Origin of the sequence: Roseateles microcysteis (assembly GCF_036880965.1) — a bacterium.
Classification (GTDB): Bacteria; Pseudomonadota; Gammaproteobacteria; order Burkholderiales; family Burkholderiaceae_C; genus JAUASW01.
Map to the genome: position 1 here is coordinate 1 of NZ_JBAJMV010000002.1, position 15,424 is coordinate 15,424.

A 15,424-nucleotide genomic window follows, 5' to 3' on the forward strand; every position below is an offset into this window, starting at 1 on the left:
TGGTTGTCGTGGCCTGCATGCACAAGCTCCTGGCCATCGCCTACGGCGTTCTGAAGTCCAAGAAGCCCTTTGACCCCGCCCACGGGACAGCACTGGCTGCTTGACTCAAGACGGTGTCTTTACTTCGCTGCGGGACACCCACTGCCGTCCTGATCCGCAGCAGCGTGGCCTGCGCCTGGTGGCATTCGAAGGTCCGGCCAAGGGCGTCGGGTGAGGGGCGCAGCGAGGTAAAGGAGGAGGAGCGGGCGGAGCCCGATCCGGGGGACAGGAGCGGAGTCCCTCACCCGATGGCCTTGGCAGCGCAAACGGCCTTCTGGCAAACGGCTGCTACGTGCCGGTTGGCGTCTTCCCAGAAGATCGACGAAGAACAAAAAAAGGGGCGCCCGCGGGCGCCCCAATTCATTCAGGCGTGGAGTATCAGTTGACGCCGACAGCCGACCAGGCGGCTGCGACCGCGTTGGACTGCGTGGAGCCGGCGCCATAGAGGTCGTTGGCGGCCGAGATGGCGGCGGCGCGGGCACCCGCGTAGTTGGTGCTCGAGGTCATCTTGACCGTCAGCGCGCGGTACCAGATCTTGGCGGCAGCGTCGCGGCCGATGCCGCTCAGCGAGCCGCTGCCGGTGGCCACGCGGGTGTTGCCGGCCACGCAGGTCGGGCTGGCGCCCAAGCTGCTGTTCGTGCCTTCGGCCAGCAGGTAGAACCAGTGGTTGGCCGGGCCCGAGCTGTAGTGAACGTCCAGGCTGCCCAGGCCCGAGTACCAGCAGTCGGCCGAGGCGCCGTCGGCACTGGGCTTCATCATGTTGCGCAGGAAGGCCTTGCTGATCATCACCTTCTCGCCGATCAGGTAGTCGCCGGCATCGTTGGCGTTGTTCGCGTAGAACTCGACCATGGTGCCGAAGATGTCCGAAGTTGCTTCGTTCAGGCCACCGGATTCACCCGAGTAGGTCAGATTGGCACTGCGGCTGGTCACGCCGTGGGTCATCTCATGGCCGGCCACGTCGATGGAGACCAGGGCTCGCAGGCTGCGGCCGTCGCCGTCGCCGTAGGTCATGCAGAAGCACGAGTCCGACCAGTAGGCGTTGGCGTAGCTGCGGTTGTAGTGAACCCGGTTGTAGGCGCCCTTGCCATCGTTGGCGATGCCGTTGCGACCGTGGACGATCTTGTAGTAGTCCCAGGTCAGCGCGGTGCCGTACTGGGCGTCGACGGCGGCCGAGGCGGTATCGCTGGTCAGGTTGTTGCCCCAGATGTTGTCGGTGTCGGTGAAGATCGTGCCGCCCTGGCTCTTGTTCTTCATGTTGATCGTGTAGGTGCTGCCGCGGCTTGGGTCGCGCAGCTCGTAGCCCCCCGTCACCGAATTCGTCGTCAGCACCACGTTGCCGCTGTACAGGCTCTTGCCCGTGCCATTGGCCGCGGCCGTGTGGATGTCGTTCCAGTTGTCGAGCAGATTGCCGGTGTCGGCCGACACGATGGCATGCTTCTCGAACGGCGTGCCGTCGGCGTCTTCGCCAACGACCAGCACGTCCCAGGCCAGCACCGGCATGTCGCCACGGGCATAGATCACCAGTTCGGGCGACTGGCCGTTGGCATCACCACCCAGGGCGGCCTTGGCAGCCTGCAGGGCCTGGCCTTGCTTGATGGCGGGCTTGAGCTCTGCCTTGGGCGCGCGCGTCAGGGTGCGGCGCATCTCGACCAGGGTGCCGTTGCGGTCCGAGCGCACGATCATGTCGCCGCCGATCACGCGCAGGCCCTTGTACTTGCGATCGAAGCGCACATGCTCGCTGCCATCGGCATCGACCACGATGTCGCGCAGGCTGTAGGCCTGGTCGTTGTCGTCCAGGCTGTAGCCGGGGAAATTCTTGATGTGGCCCAGGGCCCTGCCTTCGGCATTGGCCTTGTCGGCGTGGGCGCTGAGGGGCGCAAGGGCGAGGGTGAGGAGGGCCAGGGCGACGCTGGAGAGCGCAGGCGAACGACGTGCTTTCATGGGGACTGTCTCCGTATGGTGGGTTTCCATGCTTGTGCCGTGCCGCCCGATAGGGGGGCTTGTTCAAGCTATGACTTTTGGCACCGTGCGACTATCGCTCGCGCGACGACGTCCCGCCATCCAGCCCAACCCTGTCGGTGGAGCTCCCGCTTGCAAAAGTTTCTGGATCCTGGTTATCGATGAATAACCAAAACATATGGATACATACCAGTTCAGCGCCGCATGAAGATGCCGCAGGCGCCAGGCAGGCGGCCCGACTGCTCGCGCAGGCTTTCGGCTGCCGCTGTGGGCTCTTCGATGCACGCGCGTGCGACAGGCCTTGTCAGGACAGGGTCTTGCGCATCTGTCGGACCCGGAAGCGGGCCGGGTCGATGGCGTCGAGCAAGCCGGCTTCCAGAGGCAGCGGCGCACCGGTGAGCAGCGCGGCAGCGACCTGGCCGCACAGGGCCGCCCAGGTGATGCCACGTGATCCAAGTGCGGTGCACAAGACCAGGCCGGGCAGGCGCGGCAGGAAGCGAGGCTGGTCGTCACGACCCTGGTAGTCGGGCACAGGCAGGCCGCCGACCAAGGGCAGACGGTCCGGTGCGAGCAGCCGCCAGCCGACGCGACCAGCCAGGGCAGTTCGTGGCCTCTCGGCAAGGCCAGCCAGGGCAGCCCACTGCGCAAGGTTCTGATCCTGATCGGCCTGGCGCAATGCGGGGTCCGGGTCCTCGTCCTGCGTGGTCGCGCCACAGAAGACGCCGCCCCTGCCATCGGCCAGCGCATAGCCGGCACCCGCCACGGGCAGCTGAGGCAGCGGCGAGGCCTCGGGCAGATGGCTCAACTGGCCGCGCTGCCGGCTGAGCGGCAGGCCGGGGGCCAGGTCCTGCAGCAGGGGCAGTGCAGCATGACCGCCGGCCAACACCAGGGCTGGCGCCTCGCCAAGCAGGCGGCCGTCCGCATCGAATGCCTGCCAGCCCCGTTGTTCTTCAAGGGCGACGCGCGCCACCGTGCAATGGGTCCGCACCGGGGTGTCGGCGAGCAAGGCGCGCACCAGAGCCTGCGGCGGCAGCGCGCCGCCGTGCGGGTAGAACCAGGCTGGCTGCTTGAGCGGCAAGCCGCAGCGCCGGGCGGCTTCTTCGCTGGAGAGGGCCTGCACATAGTCAGGAGGCAGGCCCAGGCGCGCAATCTGCGCCTGCATGCGAGCGAGATCGCGCTCCAGCTCCAGGCGTAGCAGGCCGCGCTGCATGCCGGCAATCGGCAAACTCTCCAGCAAGGCAGAGGTGGCCAGTGCCGCTGCGCGGTTGAAGCGGGCGTGCAGGCCATCGTCAGGATTGAGCGTGCCATGGAACAACCCTGCCGGATTGCCCGAAGCTTCCTGTGCCGGTCCGGCGTGCGCGTCGAGCACGGTGCATGCAATGCCCAGAGCTCGCAGCGCATGCGCGCAGGCCGCGCCTGCCAGGCCGGCGCCGACGATCAAGGCCTCGCGGGCATGTGGCGCCAGCGGCGCGCGGCCAGCCGGCCTTTGCTGCTCGTAGCGCGGCGCGAAGCGTGCTGTCGTCATATGCCATTTCGGCGGCAGGCCCGGCCTTTTCTTGACCTCGAAGCTGGCTGCGCGCAGCGCCTGCCGCACAGGGCCGGCACTGCACCAGCTGGCCAGCGTGCTGTCCGGCCTGGCCAGGCGGCCCAGGAGCTTCAAGGTGTAGGGGTCCCACATCTCAGGGTTGCCGGCCAGCGCAAAGCCGTCGAGATAGATGGCGTCGACCTCGGCCACCAGTTCTGAGAGCCAAGGTCTCACATCACCCAGCGCCAGCAGCAGCTCCACGCGGCCATGCTCGAACACCAGCCGATGCAGGTTGGGCGTCAAGGGCGGCCATTGCGCCAGCAGCTGCTCGGCCAGCCGGGGCTCGCTGGAACCTTGGTGGGCGCGACTCAGGTCCTCGCGGCGCAGCGGGTGCTTCTCGATACTGATGAACACCAGGCGCTCGCTGCGCTGCGGGTCGGCCAGCCAGGCCGCCCAGGTGGCAATGAAGTTGTTGCCCAGGCCGAAGCCGGTTTCCAGGATCACGAAGCGGCGGCTGCCCTGCCACCGGCCTGGCAGACCATTGCCGCCCAGAAAGGTGTGGCGGGCCTGATCGAACGCCCCGGACTTGCTGTGGTAGACGTCGCCATAGTCCGGCGCCTGTGGCGTCTCTGGCGTAGAGAAGTCGACCCGGGCCGGGACGATGGGAACGGTCTTCATGCCAGCAGCACGAGGCCTGCCGCGCAGGCGGAGCCGGCGAGCGCCATCAGCACCCAGCGGGCAAACGCCCAGCCACCACCGATGCAGGCAATGAGGCTGCGACTCAGGCTGTTGCAGGCGATCGCGAGGATCACGCCTTGCTGAAGCTGCTGCAGCCCGATCTGGCCCGAGGCTTCCAGCGCCGCGAGTGTGGCGACCGGTGCATGCGCATCACCCAGCCCAGCGAGCGCCACCGCGCCAAACAGGCCCTGTGAGCCAAAGCGCTGTTGGGCCGCATTGACCAGGGTTGCGACCAGCAGGAGCAGGCCCGCGACCAGCAGCGTTTCGCGCAGCTGCAGCGGTGCCCGCTTGGCGCGCGGGTTGACGCGAGCGCGCTTGCCGCTTCGCCGTGCCAGCCAGGCGCCCACGGTGCCTGCCACAAGCAGCCCGGCCAGGGCCGCAGGAGCGAAGGCGAAAGCGGCGGCGGGCGCCAGCAGCATGAGCATCAGAAAGGCCTGCAACCAGGTGGCGGCGGTGGACATCACCGCGCCTGCTGCGCAGGCCTGGGCAAGCTCGGGCTCGCGCCGGGCGTGGCGGCCCATCGAGGCAATCGTGGCGGTGCTGGACACCAGGCCCGAGATCAGCCCGGCCACCGCCAAGCCAAGCTGAGGACCGAGGCGCTCCAGCGCCACCTGTCCCAGCGTCTGCAGTGTCAGTATCAGCAGCAAGAGCCCGAGCAAGGCGCGCGGGCTCATGCCGGCAAGCCAGGGCAAGGGTTCGGTGGGAAGCAGGGCGGCGACCAGCAGGCCGCCTGCCAGGATCAGCAGCGGAAACAGAAGCTCGCGTTTCACAGGTTCACGGTCTCCCCGTGCTGCGGCACGCGCACCGGCCAACCCAGCTCGTCCTGGATCCTGCTGCGCAAGGCATCGCTGGCCTCGGGTTCGCCATGCACGACGAAGACCTGGCTGGGCGGCTTCCTGAAGCCACGCATCCAGGCCATCAGGCCATCGGCATCGGCGTGACCCGAGAAGCCCTCCAAGTGGCTGATCTCGGCATTCACCGGCACGAACTCGCCCTGCATCTTGATCTCGCGGGCGCCCGCAATCAGCTTCGCCCCGCGCGTGCCGCCGACCTGGAAGCCGGGGAAGCAGATGTGATGCCGGGCCGATGGCGCCAGCGTGCGCAGGTAGTTCAGCACCCGTCCGCCCGTGGCCATGCCACTGGCCGAGATGACGATGGCGCTGCGCCGTGCGACCTCGGCTGCCAGCTTCATCGACTCGGGCGCCTTGGCCACCAGATGGACGCCGTCGGTCAGGCGGCGCAGTTCGGCCGCGCTGATGCGCAGCAGGCGGCCATTCTTGAGCGTGATCTCGGTGGCTTCGCGGGCCATCGGGCTGTCCAGATAGATGGGCAGATCGGCCGGAATCTCACCTTGCGCGCGCAGGCGCTGGATGACCAGCAGCAGCACCTGTGCACGGCCGATGGCAAAGCTGGGCAGCAAGAGGCTGCCGCCGCGCTGCAAGGTGCGGCGCACCACTTGCGCCAGCGCCTGCTCGAGGTCTTGCGCCGGATGCAGGCGGTTGCCATAGGTCGATTCGATCAGCAGCACATCGGCCTCCTCCAGCGGCTGCGGTGGGGGCATCAGCAGGTCATTGCTGCGGCCCAGATCGCCGGAGAACACCAGGGTCTTGCCGCCGCTCTTGATGCTGATCGAACTGGCGCCCAGCAGATGACCCGCCGGCGTGAAACGGATTTCGCTGCCGCCCAGCTTGAGCCGGCCGTCGCGCGGCAGTCCCACGAAATGGGCCAGCGCGCGCTGCGCGTCCTTGATCGTGTAGAGCGGCAAGGCCTTCTCATGGCGCGAGCTGCCGATGCGGTTGGCGCGGCGAGCGTCTTCTTCCTGCAGGTGGGCGCTGTCGGCCAGCAGCACCTCGCAGAGCTCGCGAGTAGCCCCGGTCGAGAAGATCTGGCCGTGGAAGCCCTGGCGCACCAAGGCCGGTATGTAGCCGCTGTGGTCCAGGTGCGCGTGCGAGAGCAGCACCGCGTCGATGGACACGGGCGCCACGCCCATGGGAGCCCAGTTGCGCTCGCGCAGCATCTTGTAGCCCTGGAACAGGCCGCAATCGAGCAGCAGGCGCTTGTCGCCGGTGTCGAGCAGGTGACGCGAGCCGGTGACGCTGTCGGCAGCGCCGAGGAAGGTCAGTTTCATGTCGTAGATCCCAGGTCCAGAAGTTCGCCGGATTCCAGCACGGACAGGGCCGGGCCGGGCTGAGCCATCGCAAGTCTGAGTGCGCGGGCCACGGTCCGGGCCTCGATTGGCCGCCAGCGCTTGGGAATGAGGCCGGAGAACGGGCCGCTGAGCCGGCTGGCCCAGCGTTCGCCGGCGCGTTCGGGCTGGCCCAGGGCCGCTCGGTCGCCGAGCAAAAGGGAAGGGCGCGCGATCACCAGGCGCTCGAAGCCCAGCTCGCGCAGGCCGCTTTCCATCTCGCCCTTGATGCGGTTGTAGAAGACGCTTGAACCTGGGCTGGCACCCAGGGCCGACACCACGGCGCAACGCCTGGCGCCGGCCTGGCGTGCTGCACGCGCGGTGTTCAGCACGGCATCCAGGTCAACGGCCTTGAAGGCTTGCTGCGAACCGGCCTGCTTGATCGTCGTGCCCAGGCAGATGAAGACGGCATCAGGCGCAGGCAGCCGCGCTGCAAGATCGCGCGCGCCGAAATCGACGCAGTGCTGGCTCAGCCGGTCACTGGGGGGCAGGTCTTGCCTTTCGCGCCGCATCAGCGCTTCAACGTACAAGGGCTGGCTCAGCAATTCGTCCAGCAGTGCTCGGCCGACGAGGCCCCCTGCGCCAGCCAGCCAGACGCGGTGCGATAGATGTGTCATGGGGCCGGATCTTAGGGCGAAGCCATCTCTCCGCCGTGTGGCGCGGGCCGTACCCTTCTTACCCTGGCCGGGTGGGTCAGCCGAAGGCCAGCACGATGTCCCAGGTCAGGACCATGGCATTGCGCTCCTGCGTGCCGCTGACGTCAATCGGCCTGGCGATCAGCGTGCTGCGGCCCTGCGGTTCAGGTGGCGCGACGACTGCAGTTCCAAATGAAAAGGCCCCAAGCGGTAAGCCAGGGGCCTTGCTGGTGATGCGTTGAAGACTCAGCGCTTCGGCGAGGTCAGGCGTGCGCCCTGCGGGCGACCACCACCACCGCCACCGCCTTCGCGGCGCGGCTGCTGGCCCTGAGGCGCCGGACGGCGCGGCTGTTGCGCCTGCTGCGACTGGCCGCCACCGCCTTGCGGGCGGCCCTGGCCTTGCCCTTGGCCCTGACGTGCCGGTGCCTGACCGGGATGAGCCGGACGGCCACCACCGCCAGCACCGGGACGACCACCGCCGCCACCAGGACGACCGCCACGGCCACCGCCACCGCCGCCGCCGCCGCCGGGACGGCCACCACGCGTGGTGCCGCCGACGCCGATGGTCATGCGACCCAGCACGATGGGCTCGGCGCGCTCGCTCGGATCGGGTGCAAATCCGGCCACGATTTCCTTGGGGATCTCGCGCTTGATCAGCTTCTCGATGTCGCGCAGGAAGATGTTCTCGTCCACGCAGACCAGGCTGACAGCCTCGCCTTGCGCGCCAGCGCGACCGGTACGGCCGATGCGGTGCACATAGTCTTCGGGCACGTTGGGCAGCTCGAAGTTGACGACGTGTGGCAGTTGGTCGATGTCGATGCCGCGGGCGGCAATGTCGGTCGCGACCAGGCAGGTCAGATCGCCGCTCTTGAAGTCGGCCAGCGCCTTGGTGCGGGCACCCTGGCTCTTGTTGCCGTGGATGGCCATGGCGGAAATGCCCTGGTCATTCAGGAAGTCGGTCAGCCGATTGGCGCCATGCTTCATGCGGGTAAAGACCAGCACCTGCTGCCAGTCGCCCGACTTGATCAGATGGGCCAGCAATTCCTTCTTGCGCTCGCGGCCGACCGGGTGGACCTTCTGCGCAATGGCGTCATTGGTCTGGTTGCGGCGAGCCACCTCGATCAGTGCCGGTTGGTTCAGCAAGCGGTCAGCCAGGTTCTTGATCTCGTCGCTGAAGGTGGCCGAGAACAGCAGGCTCTGCTTCTTGGCAGGCAGCAGTGCCAGCACCTTCTTGATGTCGTGCACGAAGCCCATGTCGAGCATGCGGTCGGCTTCGTCGAGCACCAGGATCTGTACTTGCGAGAGGTCCAGCGTGCCTTGCTGCGCGTGGTCGAGCAGGCGGCCAGGTGTGGCGACGAGGATGTCGACGCCGTCTCGCAGGCGGTTGATCTGCGGCTGCATGCCGACGCCGCCGAACATGACCATGCTCTTCAGCGGCAGGTACTTGCCATAGGTCTTGACGCTCTCCTCGACCTGGGCCGCAAGTTCGCGGGTCGGGGTCAGTACGAGGGCGCGGATCGCGGGCTTGCCGCGCTTGTTGGTGGCGGGCTCGCCGGTGCTCAGGCGATGCAGCATCGGCAAGGTGAAGCCGGCGGTCTTGCCGGTGCCGGTCTGGGCACCTGCAAGGAGGTCGCCGCCTTGAAGGACGGCGGGAATTGCTTGGGCTTGGATTGGGGTCGGGGAGGTGTAGCCGGCGTCGGCAATGGCCTTCAGCAGCGGTGCTGCAAGGCCCAGGGATTCGAAGGTCATTGACTGCTTGGTGAGCACGGTGCCGGTTGAGCATGGCCACACAGCTGTTGCGGCTGTGCCAGTCTTAGGGCCCTGCGAGGCGTGTGCGTTGGCTCAAAAAAATGAAACGCCGCACAAAGACTGTGTTGTGCAGCGTTGGCCCGCATTATAGCGGGCGCTTCATGGAGAGACCGTGACCCAATTCAGCTCAAGCCAGTTGTCGGCACGATGTTGGGCGCTGACCTTGCTGCGCATCGCCCAGGGGGCGGTCTGGCGATGCAAGGGCAGGATGGGCAATGAGTCACGGTATTCACGCAAGGCGGCGCGCAGCAGCTGCTCGCGCTTGACGGGATCGGCTTCGATGCTGGACGCGGCGGCCAGCGAGTCGGCTTTCTCGACCTTCCAGCCGCCGAAATTGGCGTAGCCCACCCCTTGCTCGGCCGGCGAGCGCAGCACCGGGGTCAGCATGGTCTCTGCATCGGTGATGGCGCCACCCCAGCCGTAGAGGAACAAGCTGGTGTCGCCCTTCTCGAGCTTGGGGAAAAGGGTGACGCGCGGCTGCGCGTTGACCCGCACGGTGACCTTGATCTTCTTCCACATGGCGGCAAGGGCCAGGCAGATTTCCTCGTCGTTCACGTAGCGGTTGTTGGGGCAGTCGAGTGTGACTTCGAAACCTTCCGGATAGCCAGCCTCGGCCATCAGCTTCTGTGCGCCTGGCAGATCAAGCGGCAGACGGGCTTCGAGTTGCGGGTCATTGAAACTGCCAAGGGGCGAGGGCGTGAGGCTGCCGGTGGGGGCGCTCTGGCCATTCATCAGCTTGACCTTGATCGCTTCGATGTCGATGGCTTGATAGAGCGCTCGCCGCACTCGCAGGTCCTTGAACGGGTTCTTGTTGCCGGGCACCTTGCCGTAGAGCAGGCGGTCGCGATGCTGGTCCATGCCGATGAAGATCAGTCGGTTTTCCAGACCTTCGAGCAGCTTGATATGGGGCGACTGGCGCAGCTTGGCCAGGTCTCTTGGCGCCGGGTCCAGCACCAGGTCGATCTCGCCAGAGATCAGCGCCGCGTTGCGCGTGGCGTCGTTGGCAATCGGTATCAGATGCGCTTCCTGCACATTGCCGGCGTGCCTGTCCCACCAGGCCGGGTTTCGCTTGAGCGCGGTTTTCATGCCCGGCTGGCGTTCGGCGAGCTGATAGGGGCCGGTGCCGTTGGCATGCATGGCCGTGTAGCTCTCCTCGCGCTCCTTGAAGTTCAAGGGCCGCAGCACCTTGTGTTTCTCGGCCCAGGGCTTGCTCATCATCCACAGTTGCACGAGGTGGTCGAGGAAGAGTGGGTTGGGCTTGTCGAGCTGGAACTCCACCGTCGAGGCATCGAGCTTGCGCGGCTTGCCCACCGGCGCCGCGTAGACGCGGATCAGCGAGTTTGGGTCCATGGCGCGCTGGATCGAGAAGATCACATCGTCGGCCGTGAACGGCGTGCCGTCGTGGAACTTGACGCCCTGGCGCAGCTTCAGGCGCCACAGCAGCGGCGAGACCTGCTTCCACTCGGTAGCCAGGCCGGGCGCTACTTTCAGCTGGCGGTCGCGCTTGACCAGGGTTTCATAGATCTGGCCATTGACCATATTGGTCAGGATCTCGTTCTGCGAATGCGGGTCGAGCGTCTGTACATCGCCCTGGGCGGCCCAGCGCAGCGTCTGGGCACCCGCTGAAGCAAAGAGCGCGAGCAGAACGGTGAAGGCAAAGGTGAAGGGAAGGGCGGTCTTGTTTTTCATGCTTGGCCGCAGTGTAGGTTTCCCCTCATGACCTTTGCAGGCCGGAGGGCTCGCATCGGTAGCAAGGCTGGCTGCTCCGGGATGCGACAATGTGCCGTTCAGCGCTCTGCCACCGGCACCGCGCGCGCAGGCCTCGCCTGCAGCATCAAATCCCCCAGCAATTCCAGGAAGCCCCATGGCGCAATATGTCTTCTCGATGAACCGTGTCAACAAGACGGTTCCCCCCAAGCGTCACATCCTCAAGGACATCTCGCTGTCCTTCTTCCCCGGCGCCAAGATCGGCGTGCTGGGCGTGAACGGTTCGGGCAAGTCGACCATCCTGAAGATCATGGCCGGCGTCGACAAGGAATACGAAGGCGAAGCCATCCCGATGCCCGGCATCAAGATCGGCTACCTGGAGCAGGAACCGCGCCTGAACCCGGAGCAGACGGTGCGCGAAGCCGTTGAAGAGGGCATTGGCGGCGTGCTGGCCGCCAAGAAGCGCCTCGACGAGGTCTATGCCGCCTATGCCGACGAGAACGCCGACTTCGACGCACTGGCCGCCGAGCAGGGCGAGCTGGAAGCCATCATTGCTGCCGCCGGTTCGGAAAACACCGACCTGCAGCTCGAACTGGCCGCCGACGCGCTGAACCTGCCGCCCTGGGATGCCCAGATCGGCGTGCTCTCCGGTGGTGAAAAGCGCCGCGTTGCGCTGTGCCGCCTGCTGCTGTCCAAGCCCGACATGCTGCTGCTCGACGAACCGACCAACCACTTGGACGCCGAGTCGGTGGAGTGGCTGGAGCAGTTCCTGCAGCGCTTCCCCGGCACCGTGGTGGCCATCACCCACGATCGCTACTTCCTGGACAACGCCGCCGAGTGGATTCTCGAACTCGACCGCGGCCATGGCATCCCCTGGAAGGGCAACTACTCCGAGTGGCTGGACCAGAAGGAAAAGCGCCTGGAGTCGGAGCAGAAGAGCGAAGACGCCCGCATGAAGGCAATGAAGGAAGAACTCAAGTGGGTTCGCTCCAACGCCAAGGGCCGCCAGGCCAAGAGCAAGGCGCGTCTGGCCCGCTTCGAGGAACTGAGCGACGTCGAATATCAGCAGCGCAACGTGACGAACGAAATCTTCATCCCAGTGGCCGAGCGCCTGGGCAATGAAGTGATCGAGTTCGAGAACGTCAGCAAGAGCTTCGGCGACCGCCTGCTTATCGACAACCTGTCATTCAAGGTGCCGGCGGGCGCCATCGTCGGCATCATCGGCCCCAACGGTGCCGGCAAGTCGACGCTGTTCCGCATGCTGCAAGGCGTGGAGCAACCGGACAGCGGCAACGTCAAGATCGGCAAGACCGCCAAGATGGCCTTCGTCGACCAGAGCCGCGCGAGCCTGGAGTCCGACAAGACCGTGTGGCAGGACGTCTCCGGCGGACTGGACAACATCACCGTCGGCAAGTTCGTGATGCCCAGCCGCGCCTACCTCGGCCGCTTCAACTTCAAGGGCAATGACCAGCAGAAGATGGTCGGCCAACTCTCCGGCGGTGAACGTGGCCGTCTGCACCTGGCCAAGACGCTGGCGCAGGGCGGCAACGTCCTGATGCTTGACGAACCCTCGAATGACCTGGACGTCGAAACCCTGCGCGCGCTGGAGGAAGCGCTCCTGGAATTCGCCGGCTCGGCCATGGTCATCTCCCATGACCGCTGGTTCCTGGACCGCATCTGCACCCACATCCTCGCCTGCGAAGGCGATTCGCAGTGGTTCTTCTTCGACGGCAACTTCCATGAATACGAGGCCGACAAGAAGAGGCGCCTGGGCGAAGAAGGCGCACGCCCCAAGCGCATGCGCTTCAAGCCGATCCGCTGATGATCACGGGCCCGCAAGGGCCCGTTTCGCAACTGGCCCCGCACGGACGCTTCTCATGCTTGCCTCTGGGCCGAAGGTGTTCACACATCTTTACCCCTAGGGCATGTCACGGATACGCGCGCTGGCGACCATGCTCACACACCAACCCCTTGTGGAGACCTGTGATGAGCACGATGAACCTGAAGCGATTCGCCCTGGCCGGACTGCTGGGCTTGGCTGCCTTTGCAAGCCAGGCGCAACCGATGGGCCACCATGGACGTGGCGGCCCCGGCGGTCCTGGCGGCATGATGCCGTTCGGTCGCATGGAGCATGTGCTGGAAGCGGTCGACGCCACCGAAGCCCAGCGCACCCAGATCCAGGCCATCATGAAGGCGGCTGCCGCCGATCTGAAGGCCCAGCATGAAGCCGGCCGTGCGCTTCACGAGCGTGGCCTGGCGCTGTTTGCCGCTCCGACCATCGACGCCGCCGCCTTCGAGACGCTGCGCCAGCAAACCCAGGCCCAGCATGACGCCGCCAGCAAGCGCATGACGCAAGCCATGGTCGACGCCGCCCGCGTGCTGACGCCTGAGCAGCGCGCCAAGTTCGCCGAAAAGATGAAGAAGCGCCAGGCGCGCATGGCTGAGCACATGAAGCATGCGCAGCAGGAGCGCGCCGCCAAGCCCAAGCAATAAGCCGGCAAGGACGGGCTATGCTCGAAGCTTTCAAAACCAGCCCCTCGTGGGGTGCCAGCACGGAGCGCCAGCCGTCCCGCGCCGGCGCCCTGTCTGCGACCATGAGTACCAAGCTGCTGCTGATCGATGACGATGCCCGTCTGACTTCCATGGTCGGCGACTACCTGAGCCTTGCCGGATTCGAGGTGGCAGTGGCGGGCTCGCTGGCTGCCGGCCGCGCGGCCTTGCAGGACGCCATGCCCGACCTGCTGGTGCTGGACCTGATGCTGCCCGACGGCGACGGACTGGACTTCTGCCGTGAACTGCGCGCGAGCCAGCGCCTGAAACGCCTGCCGGTGCTGATGCTGTCGGCCCGGGGCGAGCCGATGGACCGCATCCTTGGCCTGGAGCTGGGTGCGGACGACTACCTCCCCAAGCCATTCGAGCCACGCGAGCTGCAGGCGCGCATCAAGGCCTTGTTGCGCCGCGCCGAACCGGGCGCGTCCGACGATGAGGTGATGCGCTTCGGCCGTCTCGAGATCGACATGGCTGCGCGCCTGGCCCGCCTGGACGGCAAGCCTTGCGATCTGACCAGTCACCAGTTCGATCTCCTGGTCGTGCTGGCGCAAAGCCCGGGCCGCGTGCTCTCGCGAGACCAGATCATGGATGCGCTGAAGGGCCATCCGCTCGATGCCTTTGATCGTTCGATTGACGTGCATATCTCGCGCATCCGCGCCTTGATTGAAGATGACCCGAAGGCACCGCGCCGTGTCTTGACGGTGCGCGGGGCCGGCTACGTGTTTGCCCGCAAACAAGACGCTGATGCATAAGAGCCCCTCGCCTGTGAGTACCCAAGCGGCCCCCCGAGGGGACCCCGTCGTGTTTGGTGGGTGCCCCAATCACGACTGTCGCGCTCCAGCTCGGGAGCGGCCCGTCGCTGTTGCAAGTTCAATCGTATGAAGGCGCTTTACCTACGGATTTACCTGACGGTGGTGGTCGTGCTTGCGGCATTCGCCTTCGGCTCGGCCTGGCTGTTCCAGCATCAGATCGAACAGGAGCGCGGAACGGCCGACGCTGCCGCCAGCGAGCGGCTCACGGCGATAGCGTTGCTGATTCATCGCGCATTGCCGGCCGCCAGCACGCCGCGCGAGGAGCAGGCCGCTTCGCTGCGCGAATGGGGCCAGCGACTGCGAATGGCCATTGCACTCGAAGATGCACAAGGCAAGCGAATCGCGGCTTCGGATTCATTCCTGCGTCGTGAGGATGAGCCCGGCGCGCGGCGCCTGGCTGTCGATCTTGAAGACGGCCGCAGCCTGGTGATCATGCGACAGTTTCGCCCGCCGGGTGCCGCTGCCGGCGGCGGACCACAGCAGGGAGCTGGCGCTCGCCAGCCGCCGCCTCGCCGGGACGACGCGCCGCTCAACTTCAACATGCTCAGTCATCGCCTTGGCGGTGAAGCACTGGCGCTGCTGCTGGTGCTTCTTTTCTTCGGAGTCGCAGTTGGAGCCTACCCGGTGGTGCGCCGGCTGACCCGTCGACTCGAAAGCCTGCAGCGCGGCGTGGAGCGCTTTGGCGAGGGCAATCTCAGCCACCGCGTCGATGACGAAGGCAAGGACGAAGTGGCCCGACTGGCGGCCAGCTTCAACCGGGCCGCCGGCCAGATCGAGACGCTGCTGCGGTCGCATCAAAGCCTGCTGGCCAATGCCAGCCACGAGTTGCGCTCGCCATTGGCGCGGCTGAAGATGGCTTTCTCGATGTTCGAGGAAGCCTCGCCAGCTCAGCGAGTGCGTTTGCGCAGCGAGATCGAAACCAATATCGGTGAGCTCGATGCGTTGGTTGAGGAGGTGCTGCTGGCCAGCCGCCTCGAGGGCGGCACGGGCGCGCCGCAGCTGGATCCGGTCGACCTGCTGGGCGTCGCGGCCGAAGAGGCGGCCCAGCTAGGCGTGGAGCTGAACGTCGGCAATGGCATGTCCGATGTTCGCGTGATGGGCGAGGAACGACTGTTGCGCCGCGCCTTGCGCAACCTGCTTGAGAACGCGCGCCGCTATGGCGGCGGCGAAGTGCAGTTGCAGATGCAGCGCGATCTGCGCGAGGTGCAGTTGCGTGTATGCGATCGCGGCCCCGGCGTGCCTGCCGACATGCGCGAGCGCATCTTTGAGCCCTTCTTCCGCATGCCTGGTCATGCCGAGCAGGCGGGCGGTGTAGGCCTGGGGCTCAGCCTGGTCAAACAGATTGCCCAGCGGCACCAAGGCTCGGTGCGTTGCGAAGCACGAGAGGGCGGCGGCAGCTGCTTCGTGCTTGTTCTCCCTTCTCGGCCGGGTTGACCTGGGGTTTCCCATACCCCCTCGAGCGCGG

Annotated in this window: 11 protein-coding genes; 4 read left to right on the forward strand and 7 right to left on the reverse strand. The window is 66.4% G+C overall.

The window, feature by feature from the left end; genetic code table 11:
- Positions 1–417: 417 nt before the first annotated feature.
- From V3596_RS04915 to V3596_RS04945, 7 genes are all read right to left on the reverse strand, one after another.
- Positions 418–1,980, reverse strand: coding sequence for a M4 family metallopeptidase (locus tag V3596_RS04915; RefSeq protein WP_334276497.1), 1,563 nt, complete (start codon positions 1,978–1,980; stop codon positions 418–420).
- Positions 1,981–2,302: 322 nt separating this feature from the next.
- The gene (gene mnmC / locus V3596_RS04920; RefSeq protein WP_334276498.1) at positions 2,303–4,201 is read right to left on the reverse strand and encodes a bifunctional tRNA (5-methylaminomethyl-2-thiouridine)(34)-methyltransferase MnmC2/FAD-dependent 5-carboxymethylaminomethyl-2-thiouridine(34) oxidoreductase MnmC1; all 1,899 of its coding nucleotides are present in this window, start codon (positions 4,199–4,201) and stop codon (positions 2,303–2,305) included.
- A complete protein-coding gene (locus V3596_RS04925) occupies positions 4,198–5,031 on the reverse strand; it encodes a DUF4010 domain-containing protein (RefSeq protein WP_334276499.1) in 834 nt (277 codons plus the stop codon). The genes mnmC and V3596_RS04925 overlap by 4 nt, the downstream gene beginning before the upstream one ends.
- Entirely contained in the window at positions 5,028–6,389 is a 1,362-nt protein-coding gene (locus V3596_RS04930; RefSeq protein ID WP_334276500.1) for an MBL fold metallo-hydrolase, read from the reverse strand. The genes V3596_RS04925 and V3596_RS04930 overlap by 4 nt, the downstream gene beginning before the upstream one ends.
- Entirely contained in the window at positions 6,386–7,063 is a 678-nt protein-coding gene (locus tag V3596_RS04935) for an NAD(P)H-binding protein (protein ID WP_334276501.1), read from the reverse strand. The genes V3596_RS04930 and V3596_RS04935 overlap by 4 nt, the downstream gene beginning before the upstream one ends.
- A gap of 264 nt (positions 7,064–7,327) precedes the next feature.
- Positions 7,328–8,830 (reverse strand): DEAD/DEAH box helicase, encoded by a 1,503-nt coding sequence (locus tag V3596_RS04940; protein ID WP_334276502.1) that lies wholly within the window; start codon positions 8,828–8,830, stop codon positions 7,328–7,330.
- Between the two features lie 159 nt (positions 8,831–8,989).
- Complete coding sequence (locus tag V3596_RS04945) at positions 8,990–10,579, reverse strand: ABC transporter substrate-binding protein (RefSeq protein WP_334276503.1); 1,590 nt, start codon at positions 10,577–10,579, stop codon at positions 8,990–8,992.
- Positions 10,580–10,754: 175 nt separating this feature from the next.
- On the opposite strand from V3596_RS04945, the gene ettA reads away from it, so the two are divergent.
- The 4 genes from ettA (at position 10,755) to V3596_RS04965 (ending at position 15,393) form a co-directional block, all read left to right on the forward strand.
- Positions 10,755–12,419, forward strand: coding sequence for an energy-dependent translational throttle protein EttA (gene ettA / locus V3596_RS04950; protein WP_334276504.1), 1,665 nt, complete (start codon positions 10,755–10,757; stop codon positions 12,417–12,419).
- A gap of 164 nt (positions 12,420–12,583) precedes the next feature.
- Positions 12,584–13,090 carry a Spy/CpxP family protein refolding chaperone gene (locus tag V3596_RS04955; protein WP_334276505.1) on the forward strand — a complete coding sequence of 169 codons (507 nt, stop codon included), beginning with the start codon at positions 12,584–12,586 and terminating at the stop codon, positions 13,088–13,090.
- Positions 13,091–13,191: 101 nt separating this feature from the next.
- On the forward strand, positions 13,192–13,899 hold the full coding sequence (locus V3596_RS04960) for a response regulator transcription factor (protein WP_334276506.1): 708 nt from the start codon (positions 13,192–13,194) through the stop codon (positions 13,897–13,899).
- A gap of 126 nt (positions 13,900–14,025) precedes the next feature.
- The gene (locus V3596_RS04965) at positions 14,026–15,393 is read left to right on the forward strand and encodes an ATP-binding protein (RefSeq protein ID WP_334276507.1); all 1,368 of its coding nucleotides are present in this window, start codon (positions 14,026–14,028) and stop codon (positions 15,391–15,393) included.
- The last annotated feature ends 31 nt before the right edge of the window (positions 15,394–15,424 follow it).

Coding starts and splice junctions, on each gene's coding strand:
- V3596_RS04915 (WP_334276497.1), bottom strand. CDS start 1,980: ATGAAAGCACGTCGTTCGCCTGCGCTCTCCAGCGTCGCCCTGGCCCTC.
- mnmC (WP_334276498.1), bottom strand. CDS start 4,201: ATGAAGACCGTTCCCATCGTCCCGGCCCGGGTCGACTTCTCTACGCCA.
- V3596_RS04930 (WP_334276500.1), bottom strand. CDS start 6,389: ATGAAACTGACCTTCCTCGGCGCTGCCGACAGCGTCACCGGCTCGCGT.
- V3596_RS04935 (WP_334276501.1), bottom strand. CDS start 7,063: ATGACACATCTATCGCACCGCGTCTGGCTGGCTGGCGCAGGGGGCCTC.
- V3596_RS04940 (WP_334276502.1), bottom strand. CDS start 8,830: ATGACCTTCGAATCCCTGGGCCTTGCAGCACCGCTGCTGAAGGCCATT.
- V3596_RS04945 (WP_334276503.1), bottom strand. CDS start 10,579: ATGAAAAACAAGACCGCCCTTCCCTTCACCTTTGCCTTCACCGTTCTG.
- ettA (WP_334276504.1), top strand. CDS start 10,755: ATGGCGCAATATGTCTTCTCGATGAACCGTGTCAACAAGACGGTTCCC.
- V3596_RS04955 (WP_334276505.1), top strand. CDS start 12,584: ATGAGCACGATGAACCTGAAGCGATTCGCCCTGGCCGGACTGCTGGGC.
- V3596_RS04960 (WP_334276506.1), top strand. CDS start 13,192: ATGAGTACCAAGCTGCTGCTGATCGATGACGATGCCCGTCTGACTTCC.
- V3596_RS04965 (WP_334276507.1), top strand. CDS start 14,026: ATGAAGGCGCTTTACCTACGGATTTACCTGACGGTGGTGGTCGTGCTT.